General features: G+C 53.3%; 15 protein-coding genes and 1 pseudogene. 6 read left to right on the top strand and 10 right to left on the bottom strand.

Annotated features, from left to right (window positions below; all coding sequences use genetic code 11):
• Window positions 1-4: 4 nt before the first annotated feature.
• The 4 genes from parE to ftsP all read left to right on the top strand — a co-directional run bounded on the left by parE (window position 5) and on the right by ftsP (window position 6,686).
• Window positions 5-1,900, top strand: a complete 1,896-nt coding sequence (parE, locus tag JL661_RS15615) for a DNA topoisomerase IV subunit B (protein ID WP_004237161.1) — start codon at window positions 5-7, stop codon at window positions 1,898-1,900.
• A gap of 42 nt (window positions 1,901-1,942) precedes the next feature.
• The gene (gene parC / locus JL661_RS15610; protein WP_062773189.1) at window positions 1,943-4,204 is read left to right on the top strand and encodes a DNA topoisomerase IV subunit A; all 2,262 of its coding nucleotides are present in this window, start codon (window positions 1,943-1,945) and stop codon (window positions 4,202-4,204) included.
• Window positions 4,205-4,283: 79 nt separating this feature from the next.
• Window positions 4,284-5,030 (top strand): 1-acylglycerol-3-phosphate O-acyltransferase, encoded by a 747-nt coding sequence (locus JL661_RS15605; protein ID WP_036413758.1) that lies wholly within the window; start codon window positions 4,284-4,286, stop codon window positions 5,028-5,030.
• A gap of 228 nt (window positions 5,031-5,258) precedes the next feature.
• Window positions 5,259-6,686 carry a cell division protein FtsP gene (gene ftsP, locus JL661_RS15600; protein ID WP_062773237.1) on the top strand — a complete coding sequence of 476 codons (1,428 nt, stop codon included), beginning with the start codon at window positions 5,259-5,261 and terminating at the stop codon, window positions 6,684-6,686.
• Window positions 6,687-6,739: 53 nt separating this feature from the next.
• On the opposite strand, the gene JL661_RS15595 is transcribed toward ftsP, so the two are convergent.
• Complete coding sequence (locus JL661_RS15595; RefSeq protein WP_225310107.1) at window positions 6,740-7,492, bottom strand: nucleotidyltransferase domain-containing protein; 753 nt, start codon at window positions 7,490-7,492, stop codon at window positions 6,740-6,742.
• Between the two features lie 11 nt (window positions 7,493-7,503).
• The gene (locus JL661_RS15590) at window positions 7,504-8,118 is read right to left on the bottom strand and encodes a LysE family transporter (RefSeq protein ID WP_004237166.1); all 615 of its coding nucleotides are present in this window, start codon (window positions 8,116-8,118) and stop codon (window positions 7,504-7,506) included.
• A 171-nt stretch (window positions 8,119-8,289) separates the two neighbouring features.
• On the opposite strand from JL661_RS15590, the gene folA reads away from it, so the two are divergent.
• Window positions 8,290-8,784: a type 3 dihydrofolate reductase gene (gene folA, locus JL661_RS15585; protein WP_015422448.1), complete on the top strand. Its 495-nt coding sequence runs from the start codon at window positions 8,290-8,292 to the stop codon at window positions 8,782-8,784.
• A gap of 96 nt (window positions 8,785-8,880) precedes the next feature.
• On the opposite strand, the gene apaH is transcribed toward folA, so the two are convergent.
• The 6 genes from apaH to lptD form a co-directional block, all read right to left on the bottom strand.
• Window positions 8,881-9,714, bottom strand: a complete 834-nt coding sequence (gene apaH / locus JL661_RS15580) for a bis(5'-nucleosyl)-tetraphosphatase (symmetrical) ApaH (protein WP_062773192.1) — start codon at window positions 9,712-9,714, stop codon at window positions 8,881-8,883.
• 6 nt (window positions 9,715-9,720) lie between these two features.
• On the bottom strand, window positions 9,721-10,098 hold the full coding sequence (gene apaG / locus JL661_RS15575; RefSeq protein WP_004237169.1) for a Co2+/Mg2+ efflux protein ApaG: 378 nt from the start codon (window positions 10,096-10,098) through the stop codon (window positions 9,721-9,723).
• Between the two features lie 10 nt (window positions 10,099-10,108).
• Window positions 10,109-10,921 (bottom strand): 16S rRNA (adenine(1518)-N(6)/adenine(1519)-N(6))-dimethyltransferase RsmA, encoded by an 813-nt coding sequence (gene rsmA / locus JL661_RS15570; protein WP_004237170.1) that lies wholly within the window; start codon window positions 10,919-10,921, stop codon window positions 10,109-10,111.
• Window positions 10,918-11,916, bottom strand: a complete 999-nt coding sequence (gene pdxA / locus JL661_RS15565) for a 4-hydroxythreonine-4-phosphate dehydrogenase PdxA (RefSeq protein ID WP_049245661.1) — start codon at window positions 11,914-11,916, stop codon at window positions 10,918-10,920. Before pdxA ends, rsmA begins: the two co-directional genes overlap by 4 nt.
• Window positions 11,900-13,198: a peptidylprolyl isomerase SurA gene (gene surA, locus JL661_RS15560; protein ID WP_004237172.1), complete on the bottom strand. Its 1,299-nt coding sequence runs from the start codon at window positions 13,196-13,198 to the stop codon at window positions 11,900-11,902. Before surA ends, pdxA begins: the two co-directional genes overlap by 17 nt.
• 70 nt (window positions 13,199-13,268) lie before the next feature.
• The gene (lptD, locus tag JL661_RS15555) at window positions 13,269-15,638 is read right to left on the bottom strand and encodes an LPS assembly protein LptD (protein WP_062773195.1); all 2,370 of its coding nucleotides are present in this window, start codon (window positions 15,636-15,638) and stop codon (window positions 13,269-13,271) included.
• A gap of 179 nt (window positions 15,639-15,817) precedes the next feature.
• Between lptD and djlA the strand changes: the two genes are divergently transcribed.
• Window positions 15,818-16,639, top strand: coding sequence for a co-chaperone DjlA (gene djlA, locus JL661_RS15550; RefSeq protein WP_004242174.1), 822 nt, complete (start codon window positions 15,818-15,820; stop codon window positions 16,637-16,639).
• A gap of 236 nt (window positions 16,640-16,875) precedes the next feature.
• On the opposite strand, the pseudogene rluA reads toward djlA, so the two are convergent.
• Both rluA and rapA read right to left on the bottom strand, forming a co-directional pair.
• Window positions 16,876-17,533, bottom strand: a pseudogene (gene rluA / locus JL661_RS15545) (bifunctional tRNA pseudouridine(32) synthase/23S rRNA pseudouridine(746) synthase RluA).
• Between the two features lie 49 nt (window positions 17,534-17,582).
• Window positions 17,583-20,489: an RNA polymerase-associated protein RapA gene (gene rapA, locus JL661_RS15540; RefSeq protein ID WP_036409232.1), complete on the bottom strand. Its 2,907-nt coding sequence runs from the start codon at window positions 20,487-20,489 to the stop codon at window positions 17,583-17,585.
• Window positions 20,490-20,565 lie beyond the last annotated feature (76 nt).

The following is a 20,565-nucleotide window of genomic DNA, read 5'->3' as shown; positions in this document are numbered from 1 at the left end:
CAACATGACGCAATCATCTTATAACGCAGAGGATATTGAAGTCCTCAGTGGTTTGGAGCCTGTCCGCCGCCGTCCGGGTATGTATACGGACACGACGCGGCCGAATCACCTTGCTCAGGAAGTTATCGACAACAGCGTCGATGAGGCTTTAGCTGGTCACGCTAAATCTGTCGAAGTTATTTTACATAAAGATCAGTCTGTTGAAGTGATTGACGATGGGCGCGGAATGCCGGTGGATATCCACCCGGAAGAGAAAGTCTCTGCGGTCGAACTGATCATGACCCGCCTGCATGCCGGGGGGAAGTTCTCCAATAAAAACTATCAGTTTTCCGGTGGTCTTCACGGGGTAGGTATTTCCGTGGTCAATGCGTTGTCAAAACGCACCGAAGTGACTGTCCGCCGTGACGGACAGGTTTATCAGATTGCCTTTGAAAATGGTGACAAAGTCAGTGAACTGGCTGTCATCGGGCAGTGCGGCAAACGCAACACCGGTACCAGCGTACATTTCTGGCCGGATGAGCAGTTTTTTGACAGTCCGCGCTTCTCTGTCTCCCGGCTGGTGCATCTGCTGAAAGCCAAAGCCGTGCTGTGCCCGGGTGTTGAGATCCTTTTCAAAGATAATGTGAACGAGACTGAACAGCGCTGGTGCTACCAGGATGGCCTGACCGATTACCTGATGGAAAACGTCAACGGCCTGGTCACTTTGCCGGAAGCGGCGTTTACCGGCAAACATGCCGGGGACAACGAAGAGGTGGACTGGGCGCTGCTGTGGCTGCCGGAAGGCGGCGAACTGCTGACTGAAAGCTACGTCAACCTGATCCCGACCCCGCTGGGCGGTACCCATGCCAATGGCCTGCGCCAGGGGCTGCTCGACGGTATCCGCGAGTTCTGCGAATTCCGTAATATTCTGCCGCGCGGCGTGAAGTTATCCGCTGACGATATCTGGGAGCGCTGTGCGTATGTGCTCTCCGTGAAAATGCAGGATCCGCAGTTTGCCGGTCAGACCAAAGAACGTCTCTCATCACGCCAGTGCGCGGCATTTGTCAGCGGTGTGGTGAAGGATGCATTCAGTCTGTGGCTCAACCAGAACGTACAGGCAGCGGAACAGCTGGCGGAAATGGCGATTGCCAGCGCCCAGCGCCGTCTGCGGGCCGCGAAAAAAGTGGTGCGCAAAAAGCTGACGTCAGGTCCGGCGCTGCCGGGGAAACTGGCGGACTGTTCATCCCAGGATCTGAATCAGACCGAACTGTTTCTGGTGGAAGGGGACTCGGCGGGCGGTTCAGCCAAGCAGGCGCGTGACCGCGAATTCCAGGCCATCATGCCGCTGCGCGGTAAGATACTGAATACCTGGGAAGTGTCGTCTGATGAAGTGCTGGCATCTCAGGAAGTGCATGATATTTCCGTGGCTATCGGTATCGATCCGGACAGCGACGATTTAAGCACCCTGCGTTATGGCAAAATCTGTATCCTCGCGGATGCGGACTCGGACGGGCTGCACATCGCCACCCTGCTGTGTGCGCTGTTTGTGCGTCACTTCCCGGCGCTGGTGAAAGCCGGTCATGTCTATATGGCTATGCCGCCGCTCTATCGTATCGACCTCGGCAAAGAGGTGCATTACGCCCTCGATGAGAGCGAGAAAAATGCAATTCTGGATAAATTAAGCCGCAAGCGCGGCAAACCGAATGTGCAGCGTTTTAAAGGGCTGGGGGAAATGAACCCCGGCCAGTTGCGTGAAACGACCCTGGATCCGAATACCCGGCGTCTGGTACAGCTCACTATCAGTGAGGAAAACTATCAGGAAACGATGTCGGTGATGGATATGCTCCTCGGCAAGAAACGTGCGGAAGACCGCCGTAACTGGCTGCAGGAAAAGGGTGATCGGGTGGAATTGGATGTGTGATGTCACCCCGTGACGGCACAAAAGGTCAGAGGAACAGAGTGAATGAGTGAAATAACTCATGACGGTGTGGAGCGCCAGGCGCTTCATAATTTTACAGAGAATGCCTACCTCAACTATTCCATGTACGTCATCATGGACAGGGCACTCCCTTTTATCGGCGACGGGTTAAAACCAGTTCAGCGGCGTATCGTGTATGCCATGTCTGAACTGGGGTTAAGCAACTCCGCCAAATACAAAAAATCTGCCCGTACCGTCGGTGACGTGCTGGGTAAATACCATCCGCACGGCGACAGCGCCTGCTATGAGGCGATGGTACTGATGGCGCAGCCGTTCTCTTACCGCTACCCGCTGGTGGACGGTCAGGGGAACTGGGGGGCACCGGATGATCCGAAATCCTTCGCCGCCATGCGTTATACCGAATCGCGCCTGTCAAAATATGCGGAAGTGCTGCTCAGTGAACTGGGACACGGCACCGCAGACTGGGTGCCGAACTTTGACGGCACCATGCAGGAGCCGAAAATGTTACCGGCGCGTCTGCCGAACATTCTGCTCAACGGCACCACCGGGATTGCGGTCGGTATGGCGACGGATATTCCGCCGCACAATGCCCGTGAAGTGACCGGTGCACTGCTGGCGCTGATTGACAAGCCGTCTCTGTCTCTCGAAGAGGTGATGGCGTTTATCCCCGGCCCTGATTATCCGACAGAAGCGGAAATCATCACCGGACCGGAGGATATCCGTAAAATCTATAAATCCGGCCGTGGCTCTGTGCGTATGCGCGCGGTGTGGACAACTGAGGACGGTAATGCGGTGATCACCGCGCTGCCGCATCAGGTTTCCGGCGCGAAAGTGCTGGAGCAGATAGCTGCACAGATGCGGGCGAAAAAACTGCCGATGGTGGAAGATCTGCGCGATGAGTCGGATCATGAAAACCCGACCCGGCTGGTGGTTGTGCCGCGCAGTAACCGGATCGATCTTGATCAGGTGATGACTCACCTGTTCGCGACCACGGATCTGGAAAGAAGCTACCGTATCAACCTGAATATGATCGGTCTGGACGGACGTCCGGCGGTTAAAGGGCTGGTTGAGATCCTCAATGAGTGGCTGGTTTACCGCCGCGAAACGGTGCGCCGCCGCCTGAATCACCGGCTGGAAAAAGTACTGCGCCGTCTGCATATTCTTGACGGTTTGCTGCTCGCGTATCTCAACATTGATGAAGTGATTGAAATCATCCGTTCGGAAGATGAGCCGAAACCGGTACTGATGGATCGTTTCGGGCTGAGTGATACTCAGGCGGAAGCCATCCTCGAACTGAAATTACGCCATTTAGCCAAACTCGAAGAGATGAAAATCCGTGGCGAGCAGGATGAGCTGGCCAAAGAGCGTGATAAATTACAGGCTATTCTCGGCTCTGAGCGGCGTATGAACACGCTGCTGAAAAAAGAGCTTGAGGAAGACGCTAAACAGTACGGTGACGATCGCCGCTCCCCGCTCAACGAGCGCGAAGAGGCGAAAGCCATGAGCGAGCATGACATTCTGCCGTCCGAACCGGTGACGATTGTGCTGTCACAGATGGGCTGGGTGCGCAGCGCCAAAGGCCATGATATCGACCCGTCCGGCATGAACTACAAAGCGGGTGATACCTTCCTTGGCGCGGCACGGGGCAAAAGTAATCAGCCGGTGGTATTCCTTGATTCCACCGGGCGCAGTTATTCGCTCGATCCGCTGGAACTGCCGGGTGCCCGTGGTCAGGGCGAGCCGCTGACCGGCAAACTGACACCGCCGCCGGGTGCCGTGTTTGAACAGGTACTGATGAACGATGAAAATCAGAAGTACCTGATGGCCTCGGATGCTGGTTACGGCTTTATCTGTACATTCAGTGACCTGGTCGCGAAAAACAAAGCCGGGAAAGTACTGATCACGCTGCCGGATAACGCGAAAGTCATGACGCCGATTGAGGTGAATGACGAGGAAAACGACCTTCTGCTGGCAGTATCGCAGGAAGGGCGGATGCTGCTGTTCCCTGTCGGTGACCTGCCGCAGCTGTCAAAAGGGAAGGGGAACAAAATTATCTCCATTACCTCTGCGGCGGCCGTAGCCGGGGAAGACGGTCTGGCACATCTGTTTGTGATCCGCCCGGATGCCAGTGTGACACTGCATTTCGGTAAGCGTAAACTGATGCTGCGTCCGGAAGATCTGCAGAAATTCCGTGCTGAGCGCGGACGCCGTGGTACGGCACTGCCGCGCGGCATGCAGAAAAAGATCGAACGGATTGATATTTCTGTACCGGAGCCGAAGGCGTAATATCCGGTATTAACAGCGATACTATTCACGGGGCAATGATTGCCCCGCTTTTCTTAAAAGGCCATTTTGCGGGGGACGCATGTTAGCCATTTTACGTATCATCATCGTTATTTTTTATTGTATTTTCGGTAGTCTGGCCGGCATTCTTATCTGCCTGACCAGCCCGCGTAACCCGAAGCATGTGATGACTTTCGGCCGCATGTACGGCAAGCTCTCTCATGTTTTCGGCATCAAAATGGTGTACCGCATTCCGGAAGAAGCGAAACACTACGGTTCCTGTGTGTATGTGGGCAACCACCAGAACAACTATGACATGATCACTATGTCGAATGCGGTGCAGCCGCGTACAGTGACTGTCGGTAAACGCAGTCTGATTTGGATCCCGTTTTTCGGGCAGCTGTACTGGATTTCGGGGAATATCCTGATTGACCGGAGCAACCGCAGCAAGGCCCATAACACCATTACCCAGGTGGCGGATCAGATCAAAAAACGCAATATCTCTGTCTGGATGTTCCCGGAAGGCACGCGCAGCCGGGGCCGCGGTATGCTGCCGTTTAAAACCGGTGCTTTCCACGCGGCAATGGCCGCCGGTGTGCCGGTGGTGCCGGTATGTGTGTCCACCACTCAGGGGCGTATTAAACTGAACCGCTGGGATAATGGTGTGGTGATTGTGGAAATGCTGCCGCCGGTTGATACCTCAAAATATACCCGTGAACAGGTGCGTGAACTGGCCGAAGATTGCCGCCAGATGATGATCAAACGTATCGCGGAGCTGGATAAGGAAGTGATTGAAATGGAAAAACAAAAGGGTCGTAAAGACGCTTAATTTCCGTGACTGTCACGCTGGTTATACAATACCAGCCTTATTATTTTGCAACTTATCATAGATAAGTTTAGGAATTGCTCTTCATCCGCTATATCATACGCTTAACACTCCGTTGTTAAGCGTATGCCCTTCATGAAACGATAACACGGATGTCTCTGTCTGCTCACCGGCATACGGGTGTTCGGCACAAATCATAAAAATCATGGAAACGTTTTTTTCGGAGATGCTATGACCCTGAGTCGGCGCCGGTTTATTCAAGCATCCGGCTTAGCTGTGTGTTTAGGCTCACTGCCTCTGTCTGTCCGCGCGGCAGATGAGGGCGGCAGTCAGCCGTTACCTGTTCCGCCATTGCTGGAAAGCCGCAACGGACAGCCGTTATTTCTGACGATGCAGCGTACACACTGGTCATTTAACGGTAAAACTCAGGCCAGTGTCTGGGGCTTTAACGGCCGTTATCTCGGGCCGACTGTCCGCGTCCGTAACGGCGATGACATCAAAATGATTTACAGCAACCGCCTGTCAGAGCCGGTTGCGGTCAATGTCAGCGGGCTGCTGGTGCCCGGTACTGTCGCAGGGGGCGCTGCCCGTCTGATTTCACCGAATACCGAGTGGTCGCCGGTGATCCCGGTGCGCCAGCCGGCTGCAACCTGCTGGTATCATGCCAATACCCCGAACCGGATGGCGCCGCACGTTTATAACGGGCTCGCCGGCATGTGGATTGTGGATGATGAGGAAAGCCGTAATCTGCCGTTGCCGAAAGAGTACGGCGTCAATGATTTCCCGCTGATCATTCAGGATAAACGCCTGGATTCCTTCGGTTCACCGGAGTACCGCACAGAAAGTGACGGTATGTTTATCGGTGACCGGCTGATCGTCAACGGTGCGGAAGATCCGTATCTGGAAGTGTCGAAAGGCTGGATCCGGCTGCGCATGGTTAATGCCGCAAACGCCCGCCGCTTTGAACTGAAACTCAGTGACGGCCGTCCGTTCTATATGATTGCCTCTGATCAGGGGCTGCTGCCGTCACCAGTGGCGGTTGAGGTGCTGTCCCTGTCACCGGGTGAACGGCGTGAAGTGCTGATCGATATGTCAAAAACAGAAACACTGACTATCACGGCCGGGGAATCTGCTACTCTGACAGAGCGTTTTAAAAGTCTGTTTGAGACATCAAACACACTGGTGAATACCAATGTGCTGACTATCCGCGCAACCGGCCTGATCTCGCTGGTAACGGATAATTTACCAACCACCCTGATTCAGGATCCGACACAAATCACGACCGGTGTCCGTAACCGCGATGTGTCACTCAGTCTGTCACCGCCGGGGATTAACGGCGCGATGTGGGATATGAGCCGCACTGATATCCGCACACAGCAGGGCAACTGGGAGCGCTGGGTTGTCACAACCGATACCCCGCAGCCGTTCCATATCAGCGGTGTCCGCTTTAAGGTGATCAACCATAACGGTCAGTCCCCGCAGCCGCAGGATTACGGCTGGAAAGATACTGTCTGGATTGACGGGCGCAGTGAATTGCTGGTGCAGATGATGCAGTCGTCGTATTCCCACTTCCCGTTCTTCTATTACAGCCAGTTCCTGGAGCAGGCTGACAGAGGGGTTACCGGGCAGCTGGAAATCGAACCTTCTTCCCAGTATTAAAATACCGGATATAAAAAAACCGCTGAATAATCAGCGGTCTTTTTATGGTTTTCTCAGCGGCTCAGCAGCCGTTTTTCCTCATCCCGCAGCCAGCGGGAGAATGTCCCTGCTACTGCGATAAACTGAATGATGCCGGTATCCGGTTCTTCGGTCTGCCCCAGCAGGAAGGTGATCGCGTGGCGCTTTTCCGGATACAGCGCAATCGCTTTTCCGGCCATCTGCGGCAGCGGCAGCGGGTAAGTGCAGGTCTCATAGTCATTCCACACCAGGGCGGTGGCACGCAGCAGACGCCGCGCGGTTTCCCGTTTTATCCGCCGGATCTCAGTCAGCGGCGGGCTTTTCTGTAACTGCATCAGGTTGGTACGGACGAGTACCGGAAAATCACCGTTAATGCCGTGTATAATCTCACGGTTCAGTGTCACGACAGGCAGTTTCAGTGTCAGGTCATCACCCCAGACCGGCAGGCAAAAGTGTGCCAGCCAGTAAGCCCAGACCGGCTGTTCTTCCGCAGAGGTCACTTCTGACAGCAGGCCGGTATCAAACCCGATTTTTGACACACTGCTGTGACGCGCGGTCAGTGCTTTGTCCAGACAACGGAGAATGGTTTTTTCCGCCGCACTGAGCGGCCGGTGCAAAACCAGGGTCAGATCCAGATCAGAGCGGCCCGGGACAGCGCGGCCTTCTGCCACACTGCCGTAAACATAGATGCTGTGCAGAATACCCGGCAGTGCAGTACACAGGGACTGTACTGCATCCTGTATCACATTCTGAAATTCCGGCTGAAAAGTGTATTTATCTGTTTTCATTATCATAATCATCAGCTCATTGCGACCCGGACGCCAAAGCCAATCAGGACGACGCCAAGGACCTTATCGATATATTTCTGAATTTTCGCCAATCCGTGGCGTACCGGAGCACTCTGAATCAGCAGTACCAGCGATGGCCAGTAAACCACTGCCAGTCCCATCACAATAGCAGCATACCAGAGTTTTTCACCAAATCCGGAATTGATATCCAGTACCTGGGTAAAAATAGCAAGGAAAAAGAGTGTGGCTTTCGGGTTCAGCAGGTTGCAGAGAAATCCCTGCATAAAGGCTTTCTTATAAGAAATGCGCTGATGTGAGCCGTCCCCGGTATCAAGGGTATGCCCGGCACGTGCCAGCAGGCTGTTGATCCCTATCCAGATAAGGTAAGCCGCCCCGGCATATTTGAGGATCATAAACAGCCACGGTGTGGTGGTGATGATCACAGCAAGCCCGGCCACGCAGTAGGTCATGTGAATGGCGATCGCGGACAGCACGCCCAATGCGGTCATCATGGCGGCGGCACGCTGGTAACGGGCTGCGTTTTTCACAATCAGAAAGAAGTCCGGGCCCGGGGAGATCATACCGAGCGCAGCGATGGTGGTGACCATCAGAGTGGCGTCATACATGTGGTATATCCTTGCTGAAAAAGACCTGAATGCAGAGTAAAAGTATGACTCACCTTCAAGTGTGAAGACAAATAAATTATTTGTATTGATGAAACACTGAATTCAGTCGACGGCATTGAGTAGTTTACGTATAGTGACGGCAAAATTTCTCTCAGCCCTAAGGTGAAATGAATGAACATTAGCTTGATCGCTGCTTTAGCTATGGATCGGGTTATTGGCATGGAAAATGCGATGCCATGGACACTGCCGGAAGACCTGGCATGGTTTAAACGTAATACGGTGAATAAACCGGTGATCATGGGTCGTGTGACTTATGAATCTATCGGCCGTCCTCTGCCGGATCGCCTCAATATCGTGCTCAGCCGTACGCCGGGCAACGATGATCGCGTGGTCTGGGCGAAGTCTGTGGAAGAAGCACTGGCGATTGCACAGAAAGAAACAGACGGTGAGATCATGGTAATGGGCGGCGGTAAAGTCTACGGACAATTCCTGCCGCTGGCGGATCGTTTATATCTGACACACGTTGATGCGGAAGTCAGCGGGGATACTTACTTCCCTGACTATGAGCCGGATGAGTGGGACTCTACTTTTATGGAATATCATGACGCGGATGAAGCAAACTCTCACGGTTTCTGCTTTGAAATCTTAGAGCGCCGTAAGAGCTGATTAATCAGTTGATTCGTATTATTTCATAAATAATGCTGATATAAAAAAAGCAGAGCCACCGGCTCTGCTTTTTTCTTGTCTGTTACCGGTGGCCGGTCAGTCATTATCCTCATCCCGCACCGCAAAAGATTCCTGCCAGAAATAGCAGCGATCTTCCCAGCGCAGCATGGTGAGCTGTCCGCCCCAGCAGCAGCCGGTATCCAGTGCATAGATACCACGCGGTGCCCCTTTACCTTCCAGTGACGCCCAGTGACCAAAGGCCACACTGTAGCCTTCCGGCAGTTTTGACGGCAGGGCAAACCAAGGTTTCAGCGGCGCGGAAACCTGATCCGGTTTATCTTTGCAGACCATATCCAACTGCCCGCCCGGGAAACAGTAACGCATCCGTGTCAGGGCATTGGTGGAAAAGCGCAGACGCGGCAGGCCGGTGAGGGAAGGTGACCAGTCATTCGGCAGGTCACCATACATCGCATTAATAAACAGCGGATAGGTATCACTGCTGAGAACCGCTTCCACTTCACGGGCACATATAATAGCGGTATCCAGATCCCACTGCGGGGTGATCCCCGCGTGTGCCATGACCAGTTTTTTCTCATGATCAACCTGCAACATCGGCTGACGGCGCAGCCAGTTGATCAGCTCATCCAGATCCGGTGCGCTGAGCAGTTTGTTCAGATGATCGCGCGGTTTGTTACGGCTGATCCCCGCGTAGATCCCCAGCAGATGCAGATCATGATTGCCGAGCACCAGCCTGACGCAGTCACCCAGGCTTTTGACATAGCGGAGGACATCCAGTGAATCCGGGCCGCGGGCGACCAGATCGCCGGTCAGCCACAGGGTATCTGCATGGGGATCAAAATCAGCCTGAGCCAGTAATGCGCGAAGTTCATGGTAACAGCCATGAACATCGCCGATAAGATAGGTTGCCATAGAAAATCAGTGAATAAAGGTTGGTATTGCGAGCCGGAAAACAGGGATCTCACTGATGAAATCCGCACCCTCGTGATCCACCATAGTGTAATAACCTTCCATGGTGCCCAGCGGTGTTTCCAGAACTGTGCCGCTGGTATAACGATACTCTTCACCGGGCCGGATCACCGGCTGTTCACCGATGACACCTTCCCCCTGAACTTCTGTCTGGCGGCCTTCACTGTTGGTGATGCGCCAGTAGCGGCTGATAAGCTGCACAGGATCACGACCCAGGTTACGGATAGAAACGGTATACGCGAAAACATAGCGTTCCGCATCCGGTTCAGACTGACTTTCGATATAAACACTCTGAACCTGAATACAAATTCTCGGGTCGTTATTCATGATGAATCCCCTATGAGGCGGGATGTTCCGCCAGGTAATTGGCCATCAGACAGTATTGCGCAACACTGATATTTTCTGCACGGGTGGCCGGATCAATACCCAGCTCAGTCAGGGTTTCCGGACTGAACAGATCACCTAAGCTGTTGCGGATCGTTTTGCGGCGCTGGTTAAAGGCCTGCGTGGTTACACGGCTGAGCAGCGCGACGTCTTTCAGTACATACGGATTTTCGCGGTGCGGGATCAGACGGACAACCGCTGAATCCACTTTTGGTGCCGGGCGGAATGCCGTCGGCGGCACATCCAGAACCGGAACGACCTGGCAGTAATACTGTGCCATGACACTCAGACGGCCGTATGTTTTGCTGCCCGGACCGGCAACCAGACGGTTAACCACTTCTTTTTGCAGCATAAAGTTCATGTCACTGATTGCGTTAGTGAACGTGAACAGATGGAACATCAGCGGCGTGGAGATATTGTACGGCAGGTTACCGAACACCCGCAGCGGCTGGCCGCGTTCCTGTGCCAGTGCCGTGAAATCCACGGTCATGGCATCCTGCTGAATAATGGTCAGTTTGCTTTGTAAAAACGGATGGCTGGCCAGACGGGCGGCCAGATCACGGTCAATTTCAATGACCGTCATTTTGTCCATGCGATCGGCGACCGGCTCAGTCAGTGCAGCCAGTCCCGGCCCGATTTCAACAATCGCCTGGCCGGGTTGCGGGTTAATCGACGCAACAATGCTGTCGATAATAAATTGATCGGTTAAGAAGTTCTGCCCGAAACGTTTACGGGCAAAATGCCCCTGATGGACTCGTGTATTCATTGACTGTTTTTAATCATTGTAATCGCTAAATTTAATGCGGTGATAAAGCTACCCACATCTGCTTTGCCGGTACCTGCCAGTTCCAGGGCTGTGCCGTGGTCGACAGAGGTCCGGATAAACGGCAGTCCCAGCGTGATATTCACGGCACGGCCGAATCCCTGATATTTTAGCACAGGCAGGCCCTGATCGTGATACATGGCGAGCACGGCATCCGCACGCTCCAGGTATTTCGGCTGGAACAGGGTGTCTGCCGGCAGCGGACCTTCCAGGGAAATGCCCTGTGCCCGCAGCTCATCGAGTGCCGGGATAATGGTGTCTATCTCTTCATGCCCCATATGGCCGCCTTCCCCCGCATGCGGGTTCAGACCGCAGACGATGATATGTGGCTGCGCGATACCGAATTTGGTGCGCAGGTCATGATTGAGGATAGTGATCACTTCATGCAGGCAGGTGCGGTCAACGGCTGCAGGCACCTGTAAAATCGGCAGATGCGTGGTCGCCAGCGCCACCCGCATCTCTTCGGTGGCCAGCATCATCACCACACGCTTGCAGTGACTGCGGTCAGCGAAAAATTCTGTGTGGCCGATAAACGGGATCCCGGCATCGTTAATGATGCCTTTGTGCACCGGGCCTGTAATCAAAGCACCAAATTCACCCTGTAAACAGCCGTCACAGGCACGGGCCAGTGTTTCGGTCACATAGGCGGCATTTGCCACGTTAAGCTCACCGGCGACAGCCGGCACTTTCAGTTCAACAGGCAGAATCGTCAGTGTACCGGCGCGCTGTGGCTGACAGGCGGTATCCGGTGAATAAGGTTCAAGGGTGAGCGGCAGTGACAGGGCGTGTGCGCGTTGCTGCATCAGTTGCGGGTCAGCACAGACCACCAGTTTTACCGGCCAGTCGCGCTGTGCCAGCGCGACTGTCAGGTCAGGACCAACCCCGGCAGGTTCGCCGGGGGTAATAACGACAGGTTTCAGCTTATTTGTTACTGCCATCTAAAATTTCCACGTAAGCGCCGGCGCGCTGTTCCTGCATCCAGCTCTGTAATTCTTCGCTGAATTTACGGTTAAACAGCATACGGTAAGCGCGATCTTTCTGAGCCGCTTCGGTCTTATCCACGTTGCGGGTATCTTCAAGCTGGATCAGGTGCCAGCCGAAAGAGGAGCGGACAGGCTGACTCAGTTCGCCTTTTTTCAGTTTCATCAGTGCGTCGCGGAAAGCCGGGTCGTAGATATCAGGCATTGACCAGCCTAACTCACCACCACGCAGGGCAGAGCCCGGATCTTCTGAGAATTGTTTTGCCGCAGCATCAAAGGAGGTTTTACCGCTTTTCACATCAGCGGCAATCTGCTGCAGTTTGCTGCGGGCCTGGTCATCGGTCATCACCGGTGACGGTTTGATCAGAATGTGACGGGCTTTCACTTCAGTCACAGAAATCGGCTGGCTGTTTCCGCGGACTTCATTCACGCGCAGAATATGGAAGCCGACACCGGAGCGAACCGGCCCGACAATCTCACCGCTTTTGGCTGTCTGAAGGCGCTCGGCAAACAGACCCGGCAGCTCCTGTAAACGGCTCCAGCCCATATTACCGCCTTTCAGCGCCTGCGGATCCGCAGAATAGGTGATCGCCAGTTTACCGAAATCGGCACCATGCTGAAGTTCATTCATAATGGTGGTGACTTTTTCTTTTGCTGCATTCATCTGCTCTTCTGTCGGGTTTTCCGGCAGCGGGATCAGGATGTGGCTGATGTTCAGTTCAGTATCCGCAGCGTTTTGCGTGCTGATAAGGTTTGCCAGAGAATCAACTTCCTGCGGCAGGATCACCACACGGCGGCGGACTTCGTTGTTACGGACTTCCGCCATCATCATTTCTTTGCGGATATCGCTGCGGTATTTGTCATAGCTCATACCGTCGCGTTTCAGACGATCTTTCATCTGGGCAAGGGTCATGTTGTTCTGACGGGCGATATCTTCGATAGCGCCGTCAACCGCCTGGTCAGGGATAGAGATCTGCATCTGTCCGGCCATCTGCATCACGATATTGTCCATGATAAGACGTTCAAGAATCTGCTGACGTAATGTTGCCTGATCCGGAATCTGCTGACCGGCATTGCGGGCATTCATGGTGACAGTCTGAAGCATATTATTGACATCACTCTCCAGAACCACACCGTTATTCACGACTGCCGCAACTTTATCAAGCTGCTGCGGTGCTGCAAATGAGGTTGTGCTTGCCGTGAACATCAGGCCGAGAATGAGTGTTCTCCAGTTTTTCATAAGTATCCCATCATGTTTCGTATCGCCGTACCGCCGGTACGGCATGTGAAAATTGTGTCAGCTCAGGCGGTTAAAATGCCGGAACATACGGCAGAATACCGCGCTCAAGCATTTTCTGGCTGCCCAGACTGTAATTGCTGCTCATACCGCGTAATTCGATATTAAACGTGATTTTATTGTCGTACTCACTGGCGTCATTTTTCCAGTCGATAATCTTACGCTCGTAACCGACGTTTGCCGCCCAGCAGCAGGTATTGTATTGCAGACCGACTAACTGGCTGGCCGGCTGGCTCTCTTTGGTGTCATAGTAATACTGACCGACAAAGGCCCACTGCTCTGCAACCGGCCAGCTGGCCACAATACCGACCTGAGAGATACCTTGCTGGTTCCGCGGTGAAACGTATTTTTCGCCATACCGGGTATGCTGACGCATCGCCTGAATATAGTCCCGGTCCACATAGCGGTAATTCAGCTGAATCAGACGCTCGGCATCCTGACGGTATTCCAGAGTGGCGTTGGACATGGAGACACTGCCCAGACGGCGGTCATACTGAATACCGCCTTTCAGGCCCCAGTTGTCGTTATAACGCCACATGGAATCACCTGCCCAGACCATCGAACCGGTTTCATCTTTTTCATCCACGACAGTATTTTGAGAGTCACCGGTACGCGGACGTTCAAAGTAGTAGATTTGACCCACAGAAACGTTAAATCGTTCAACTAATTCATCATCATAAATCCGGCTGGTTACCCCGGTGGTGACCTGGTTGGCGGATGCAATGCGATCCAGACCACTGTACATGCGGTCACGGAACAGACCGCTGTAGCTGGACTGCATCAGTGTGGAGTCAAAGTTATTGATATTGTCCTGGTTTTTATACGGGACATACAGGTATTGTGCGCGCGGCTCTAATGTCTGGGTGAAGCTGTCATTAAAGAACATCGGCCGCTCGAAGATCATCTTCGCATCAGCTTTAAACTGCGGCAGCACCCGGGTAACATTTTTTTCAAGTTCGGAGTTCTTCAGTACTTCAGGAATATCCTGATCATAATGGGTTGCCATCAGTTTCGCTTCAGTATTGAAGCTGGCCCAGCCGTTAGACAGCGGCATGCTGAGTGTCGGTTCCGCATGAATACGGACGGCATCCGGATTATTTTTACCTACGCTGGTAAAGCGGGAGACCTGACCGTAGGCACGGAAATCAAACACTCCGAGGTCATTTTTATAATAATTGAGATCTAACTGCGGCTCAGCACGGTAGGATGTCGCGTTATCATTGTTGGTCAGAATCTGGAACTGTTTGGCGGTTACGGTGGCGTTCCAGTTCGATTTTCGGATACCCACAGCCAGTTTTTGTGTGGCGTAGCCGTCAGTGGAGTTACCGTAAGCGGAAGTGAAATCGGTAAAATAGCGCGAGTCACTGACTTTGGTGTAGTCAGAGGAGAACCACCAGTCCTGGGCAAATGACCCGCTGTGACCCCAGTAGAATAACCAGCGGTCATTGGAATCACGTTTCGCCCACTCTGCATCACCGGCAGCTTCTTTGTCCTTCTTATACTGCTCATCATCCAGCAGGAAATCAAAGGCCAGTGTGCCTGTACCGAATTGTGTCAGGTAACGGAATTCATTATCCATTTTCAGGCCGCGTTTACTGAAATAGTGCGGCGTGATAGTGGCATCGTAATTCGGGGCAATATTCCAGTAATACGGCAGGGTAAATTCCAGGCCGGATGATTTGGAATAGCTGCCGTTCGGGATCAGAAAACCGGAGCGGCGTTTATCACCGATCGGTAACTGGAGGTACGGGCTGTAGAAGATCGGGACATTGGCGACACGGAAACGGGCGTTCCAGATTTCCGCAACCTGCTCTTCCTGGTCAATAATGACCTCAGAGCCTTTGACGCTCCAGCTGTCATTGCCCGGCAGGCAGGAGGTAAAGACCCCGTTTTCGAGGATGGTATAACGGTTTTCGCCGCGAAGCTTCATTTTGTCGGCATCACCGCGGCCCTGACGGCCGACCATCTGGTAATCACCTTTCTCAACATCAGCATCATTGTTATTGAGATTCAGCCACGCTTTCGGCCCTTTCAGACGGATTTGCGGATCAGAATAGCGGACATCACCGGTCGCTGTCGCAATACGGACAGGGTTAGTTTCTTCACCGCTCTGGGTAACTTCGACTTCATCCGCTTTCAGATTCTGGTTACCTGAGCGGATATCAACGCCACCATCATATTTTACCGCGTGCGGATATTCGCCTGACACACCTTGTGCAGTGATATTGACCGGAAAATCGCCGGGTTTACCGTCAACAACCGGTTCGTCATACACCGGAACACCCAGCATACATTGCTCGGCAAGTGTGGCGGCTTGTGCAGCCTGACTGTATAACGCTGCCCAGATAATGGTGGCCAGCAGGGTTGGATAACTCTTCTTCATAAGTATGTCTGCAATTCCGTCCTCGGTAGCACATTGCCCGAACGCCAAAAGCCTAATTTACACGAAAAAAGAGCGCGCGTGAAACAGGTTCACGTATCCAAATGGCGTTAGGCATCGTACAGAATGGGTAGTATGATAATGCAAAATTGCGCCAAGGGCATTGTTGAATTGAGGAGTATATGCACTATTTGGGAAAAATCATCGGAATTTTATTAGGCATGGCGTCAGGGGCCGGTTTTTGGGGTATTTTTCTCGGCTTTCTTATTGGTCATGCGATTGATAAAGTCCGCAGTCAGCAATTGGGTGGCTCATTCAGCAACAATCAGTCCAGACAGGCACTCTTTTTCAGTACAACCTTTCAGATTCTGGGGCATCTGACCAAATCAAAAGGCCGGGTAACGGAGTCAGACATTTATCTGGCCACCGCCCTGATGGATCGCATGCAGTTGCACGGCAGTGCACGGACTCAGGCTCAGAATGCTTTCCGTGAAGGTAAAGCGGCCGGTTTCCCGCTGCGCGATGCACTGCGCCAGTTACGCCGCGCCTGTTACGGGCGGGCGGATTTACTGCGCATGTTTCTGGAAATCCAGATCCAGGCGGCGTTTGGTGACGGGGAGCTGCATCCGAATGAACGCCAGGTACTCCTGGTGATCGCCGAAGAGCTGGGGATCCCGCGTCATCAGTTTGAAAATGTACTGGCAATGATGCAGGCGCAGATGCACGGCGGGGCACAGAGCGGTAATTGGCAGCAGCAGTCTCAGCAGGGTTATTACCGCGATCAGACCGCAGACCTTGCCGCCGCTTACCGGGTGCTGGGCGTGAAAGAAAGCGACGACAGTACTGTCATCAAACGCGCCTACCGCAAGCTGATGAGTGAACATCACCCGGATAAACTGGTGGCGAAGGGATTACCACCGGAAATGATGGAGCTGGCGAAAGAGAAAGCGCAATCTATCCAGGCAGCATATGATCTCATTAAAAAAGAGAAAGGCTTTAAATAATCCCGTTTAATACCGTTTTAAAGGTGTAAAACATGTTGCCGGGAAAGTGCAGGGCGGATCATATTCTTTTCATATAATTGCTATAAAATATAAATGCAGTTGAAAAATTACGTAAATATTTTATTAAATATGTTAAGGATATGATCCATGGCCAATACCCGTGTTCTTATCGGAGTAGCGGGATTAGCACTTTGCCTGATTCTTGCCTCAATGAATTCGGTGACCGTGTTAATCCACTAAAAATCTGATTTACAAGTAAAATGCATCGGCTTGCCGTTTGCCGGATGTGTGACAGACAGCGCCTCTGCATGAAGCTGCAGCCGGGGCGCTGCGGCTCTTGCTTCATCGTGTGCATAAAAACGGTCCCCCAGAATCGGGTGTCCCAGTGCCAGCATATGCACCCGCAACTGATGCGAACGCCCGGTAACCGGAAACAGTCTTACCCGCGTGGCATTTTCCTCATATTCCAGCACTTCATAACCTGTCTGAGCCGGTTTGCCGGTTTCAAAACACACTTTCTGTTTCGGCCGGTTCGGCCAGTCACAAATCAGCGGTAAATCCACCATGCCGGTTTCCGGCTCCAGGCGTCCCCAGATACGGGCAACATAGGTTTTTTTTCGGTTCCCGTTCGCGGAACTGCCGTTTAAGCTCCCGCTCGGCGGCTTTGGTCAGCGCAACCACAATAATACCGCTGGTTGCCATATCCAGACGATGAACAGATTCTGCGGCAGGATAATCACGCTGAATTCGTGTCATCACACTGTCTTTATGTTCGGGCGCACGGCCGGGTACGGAAAGCAGTCCGCTTGGTTTATTCACCACAATGATACTTTCATCCTGCCAGAGGATGTTCAGCCAGGGAGCGGCAGGCGGGTTATAGGGTTCCATTAGCATGGGATCACCAAATCAGAGACCCGGCAGATATTCTCTGCCGGGATACAGGTTACTGATGCGAAACGACAATCAGCCGGATAGCATCCAGGCGCCAGTTGGCATCATCCAGATGTGACAGGATTTGCTGACGTTCTTCTTCAATGGCATCAAGCTCGTCATCACGGATGTTCGGGTTAACCGATTTCAGTGCCAGCAGGCGGTCGTGTTCCAGAGTAAGGTGCTGATCTGCCATTGCTTTCGCTGCGGTAATCAGCTCACGGGCCTGACCGGCAACCACGTCTTCAGACAGACGCAGCACCTGATGCACCTCATTTTGCACCGCATTGACAAACTTACTGCCGGTATGGCGGTTTACGGCATTCAGCTGGCGGTTAAAGCTTTCAAACTCCACCTGAGATGCCAGATTATTGCCTTTCACATCCATCAGCAGACGCACCGGTGTCGGCGGCAGGAAGCGGGTCAGCTGCAGATTCTTCGGAGCCTGTGCTTCCACCACATAAATCAGCTCTGTCAGCAGTGTGCCGACCGGCAGGGCTTTGTTTTTCAGCACGGAGACCGCACAGCTGCCGGTATCACCGGACAGGACCAGATCCAGACCGTTGCGGATAATCGGGTGTTCCCAGCTGATAAACTGTGTGTCTTCGCGGGACAATGCCTGTTCACGCTTAAAGGTGATGGTGCAGCCGTCTTCCGGCAGACCCGGAAAATCCGGCACCAGCATGTGGTCAGACGGAGTCAGGGCTATCATGTTATCGCTGCGGTCATCCTGATTGATGCCGACAATATCAAACAGATTCAGGGCAAAGGTGACCAGTTCGGTATCTTCATCCTGATCCGCAATTTCAGCGGCCAGCTCATTACCGGCTTCGCCGCCGTTGGAATGCATTTCCAGAAGGCGGTCACGGCCCTGTTCCAGCTGTTGTTTCAGGACATCATGAGTCTTCCGGCATTCCGCGATAAATTCATCAAAACCACTGAGATCCGCCGGGTTTGCCATCAGGTTAATCAGTCTGTCGTAATAGCGGTCATAGATGGTGCGGCCGGTCGGACAGGTATATTCAAAGGCTTCCAGACCTTCGTGGAACCAGCGCAGCAGCACGGCCTGTGCGGTATTTTCCAGATACGGAATACTGATCTGAATATCGCGTTTCTGACCGATACGGTCGAGGCGCCCGATACGCTGCTCCAGCAGATCCGGGTTAAACGGCAGATCGAACATCACCAGCTGATTGGCAAACTGGAAGTTACGCCCTTCAGAACCGATTTCAGAGCAGAGCAGCACCTGTGCGCCTTCCTCTTCGGAGGCAAAGTAGGCCGCCGCCCGGTCGCGTTCCAGCAGGGACATATTCTCATGGAAAACCGCAGCGTGGATGCCTTCGCGCTCGCGCAGAACCTGCTCCAGCTGCAGAGCGGTTGCGGCCTGGGCACAAATTACCAGCACTTTTTCATTGCGGTTTGCCAGCAGGAAGCCGAGCAGCCATTCAACACGCGGATCGAAGTTCCACCAGGTGGCGTTTTCGCCTTCAAATTCCTGATAAATTTGCTCCGGATAGAGCATTTCACGGGCTTTGATTTCAGTGGTTTTTTTGCTGCCCATGATCCCGGCGACTTTAATCGCGGTCTGATACTGTGCCGGCAGAGGCATCTTAATCGCTTTCAGTTCGCGGCGTGGGAAGCCTTTCACACCGTTGCGGGTGTTGCGGAACAGCAGGCGGCTGGTGCCGTGTCTGTCCATCAGCATGCTGATAAGCTCGCGACGGGCATTTTCGCCGTCTTCACTGTCGGTATTGGCGGCTTTCAGCAGCGGCTCAATATCCTGTTCGGCGATCAGGTCATGAATGGCATTTTGCTGATCTTTGGTCAGCGGTGCGCGGTCGAGCAGCAGAGTGACCGCATCGGCAACCGGCTGATATTTTTGCTGTTCGGCAACAAAGGTTTCGAAATCATGGAAACGGTTCGGGTCCAGCAGGCGCAGACGCGCAAAGTGGCTCTCCATGCCCAGCTGTTCCGGAGTGGCGGTCAGCAGGAGTACAGACGGAATGCTTTCTGCCAGGGTTTCAATCACCTGATACTCACGGCTTGGCGCTTCTTCGCTCCAGACCAGATGGTGTGCTTCATCCACCACCAGCATATCCCAGCCGGCTTCAGCCAGGTGTTCAAAACGCGGCTTGCTCTTGCGGACAAAATCCAGCGAGCATAATACCAGCTGTTCGGTCTCAAACGGGTTGTCACTCTCGTGCTGTGCTTCGGTGTAGCGGCTGTCATCGAACAGAGAAAACCGCAGATTGAAACGGCGCAGCATTTCCACCAGCCATTGGTACTGAAGGCTTTCCGGTACGATAATCAGCACACGCTCGGCGCGTCCGGCCATTAACTGCTGGTGGATAATCATCCCGGCTTCAATGGTTTTACCCAGGCCCACTTCGTCCGCCAGCAGAACACGCGGCGCGTGGCGTTTACCGACTTCATTGGCGATAAACAGCTGATGCGGGATCAGGCTGGCGCGGATGCCGCGCAGGCCGCTGGTGGCGCGGCGGTACTCTTCACTCAGGAATTTGCGGGCACGGTAGCGCAGCGCAAAGCGATCCATACGGTCAATCTGACCGGCAAACAGGCGATCCTGAGGTTTATTAAATGTCAGTTTACTGTCGAGAAACACTTCGCGCAGGCGGACATTTTCCTCACCGGTATCGGTACGCTGCCCGGTATAGGTTAATAATCCGTCGCTCTCTTCAACGGCGGTCACACTGAGCTGCCAGCCTTCGTGACTGGTAACGGTATCCCCTTCGTTGAACATCACACGGGTGATAGGGGCATCGGCTGCGGCATAGAGACGGTTTTCACCGGTGGCAGGGAAAAGAAGGGTGATCATCCGGGCGTCGACAGATACAACTGTACCTAATCCCAGCTCGCTTTCAGTATCGCTTATCCAGCGTTGACCAAGAGTAAACGGCATATTTTTGGCTCGATTCTGTTATTCAGGGCTAATTAGAAAAATGCTGTGGACATCATTACCGGTGATACAAAAACGG

Source organism: Morganella morganii, from assembly GCF_019243775.1.
Classification (GTDB): Bacteria; Pseudomonadota; Gammaproteobacteria; order Enterobacterales; family Enterobacteriaceae; genus Morganella; species Morganella morganii.
The sequence above is the reverse complement of the archived record's forward strand: the minus strand, read 5'-3'. Positions and strand labels throughout refer to the sequence as shown.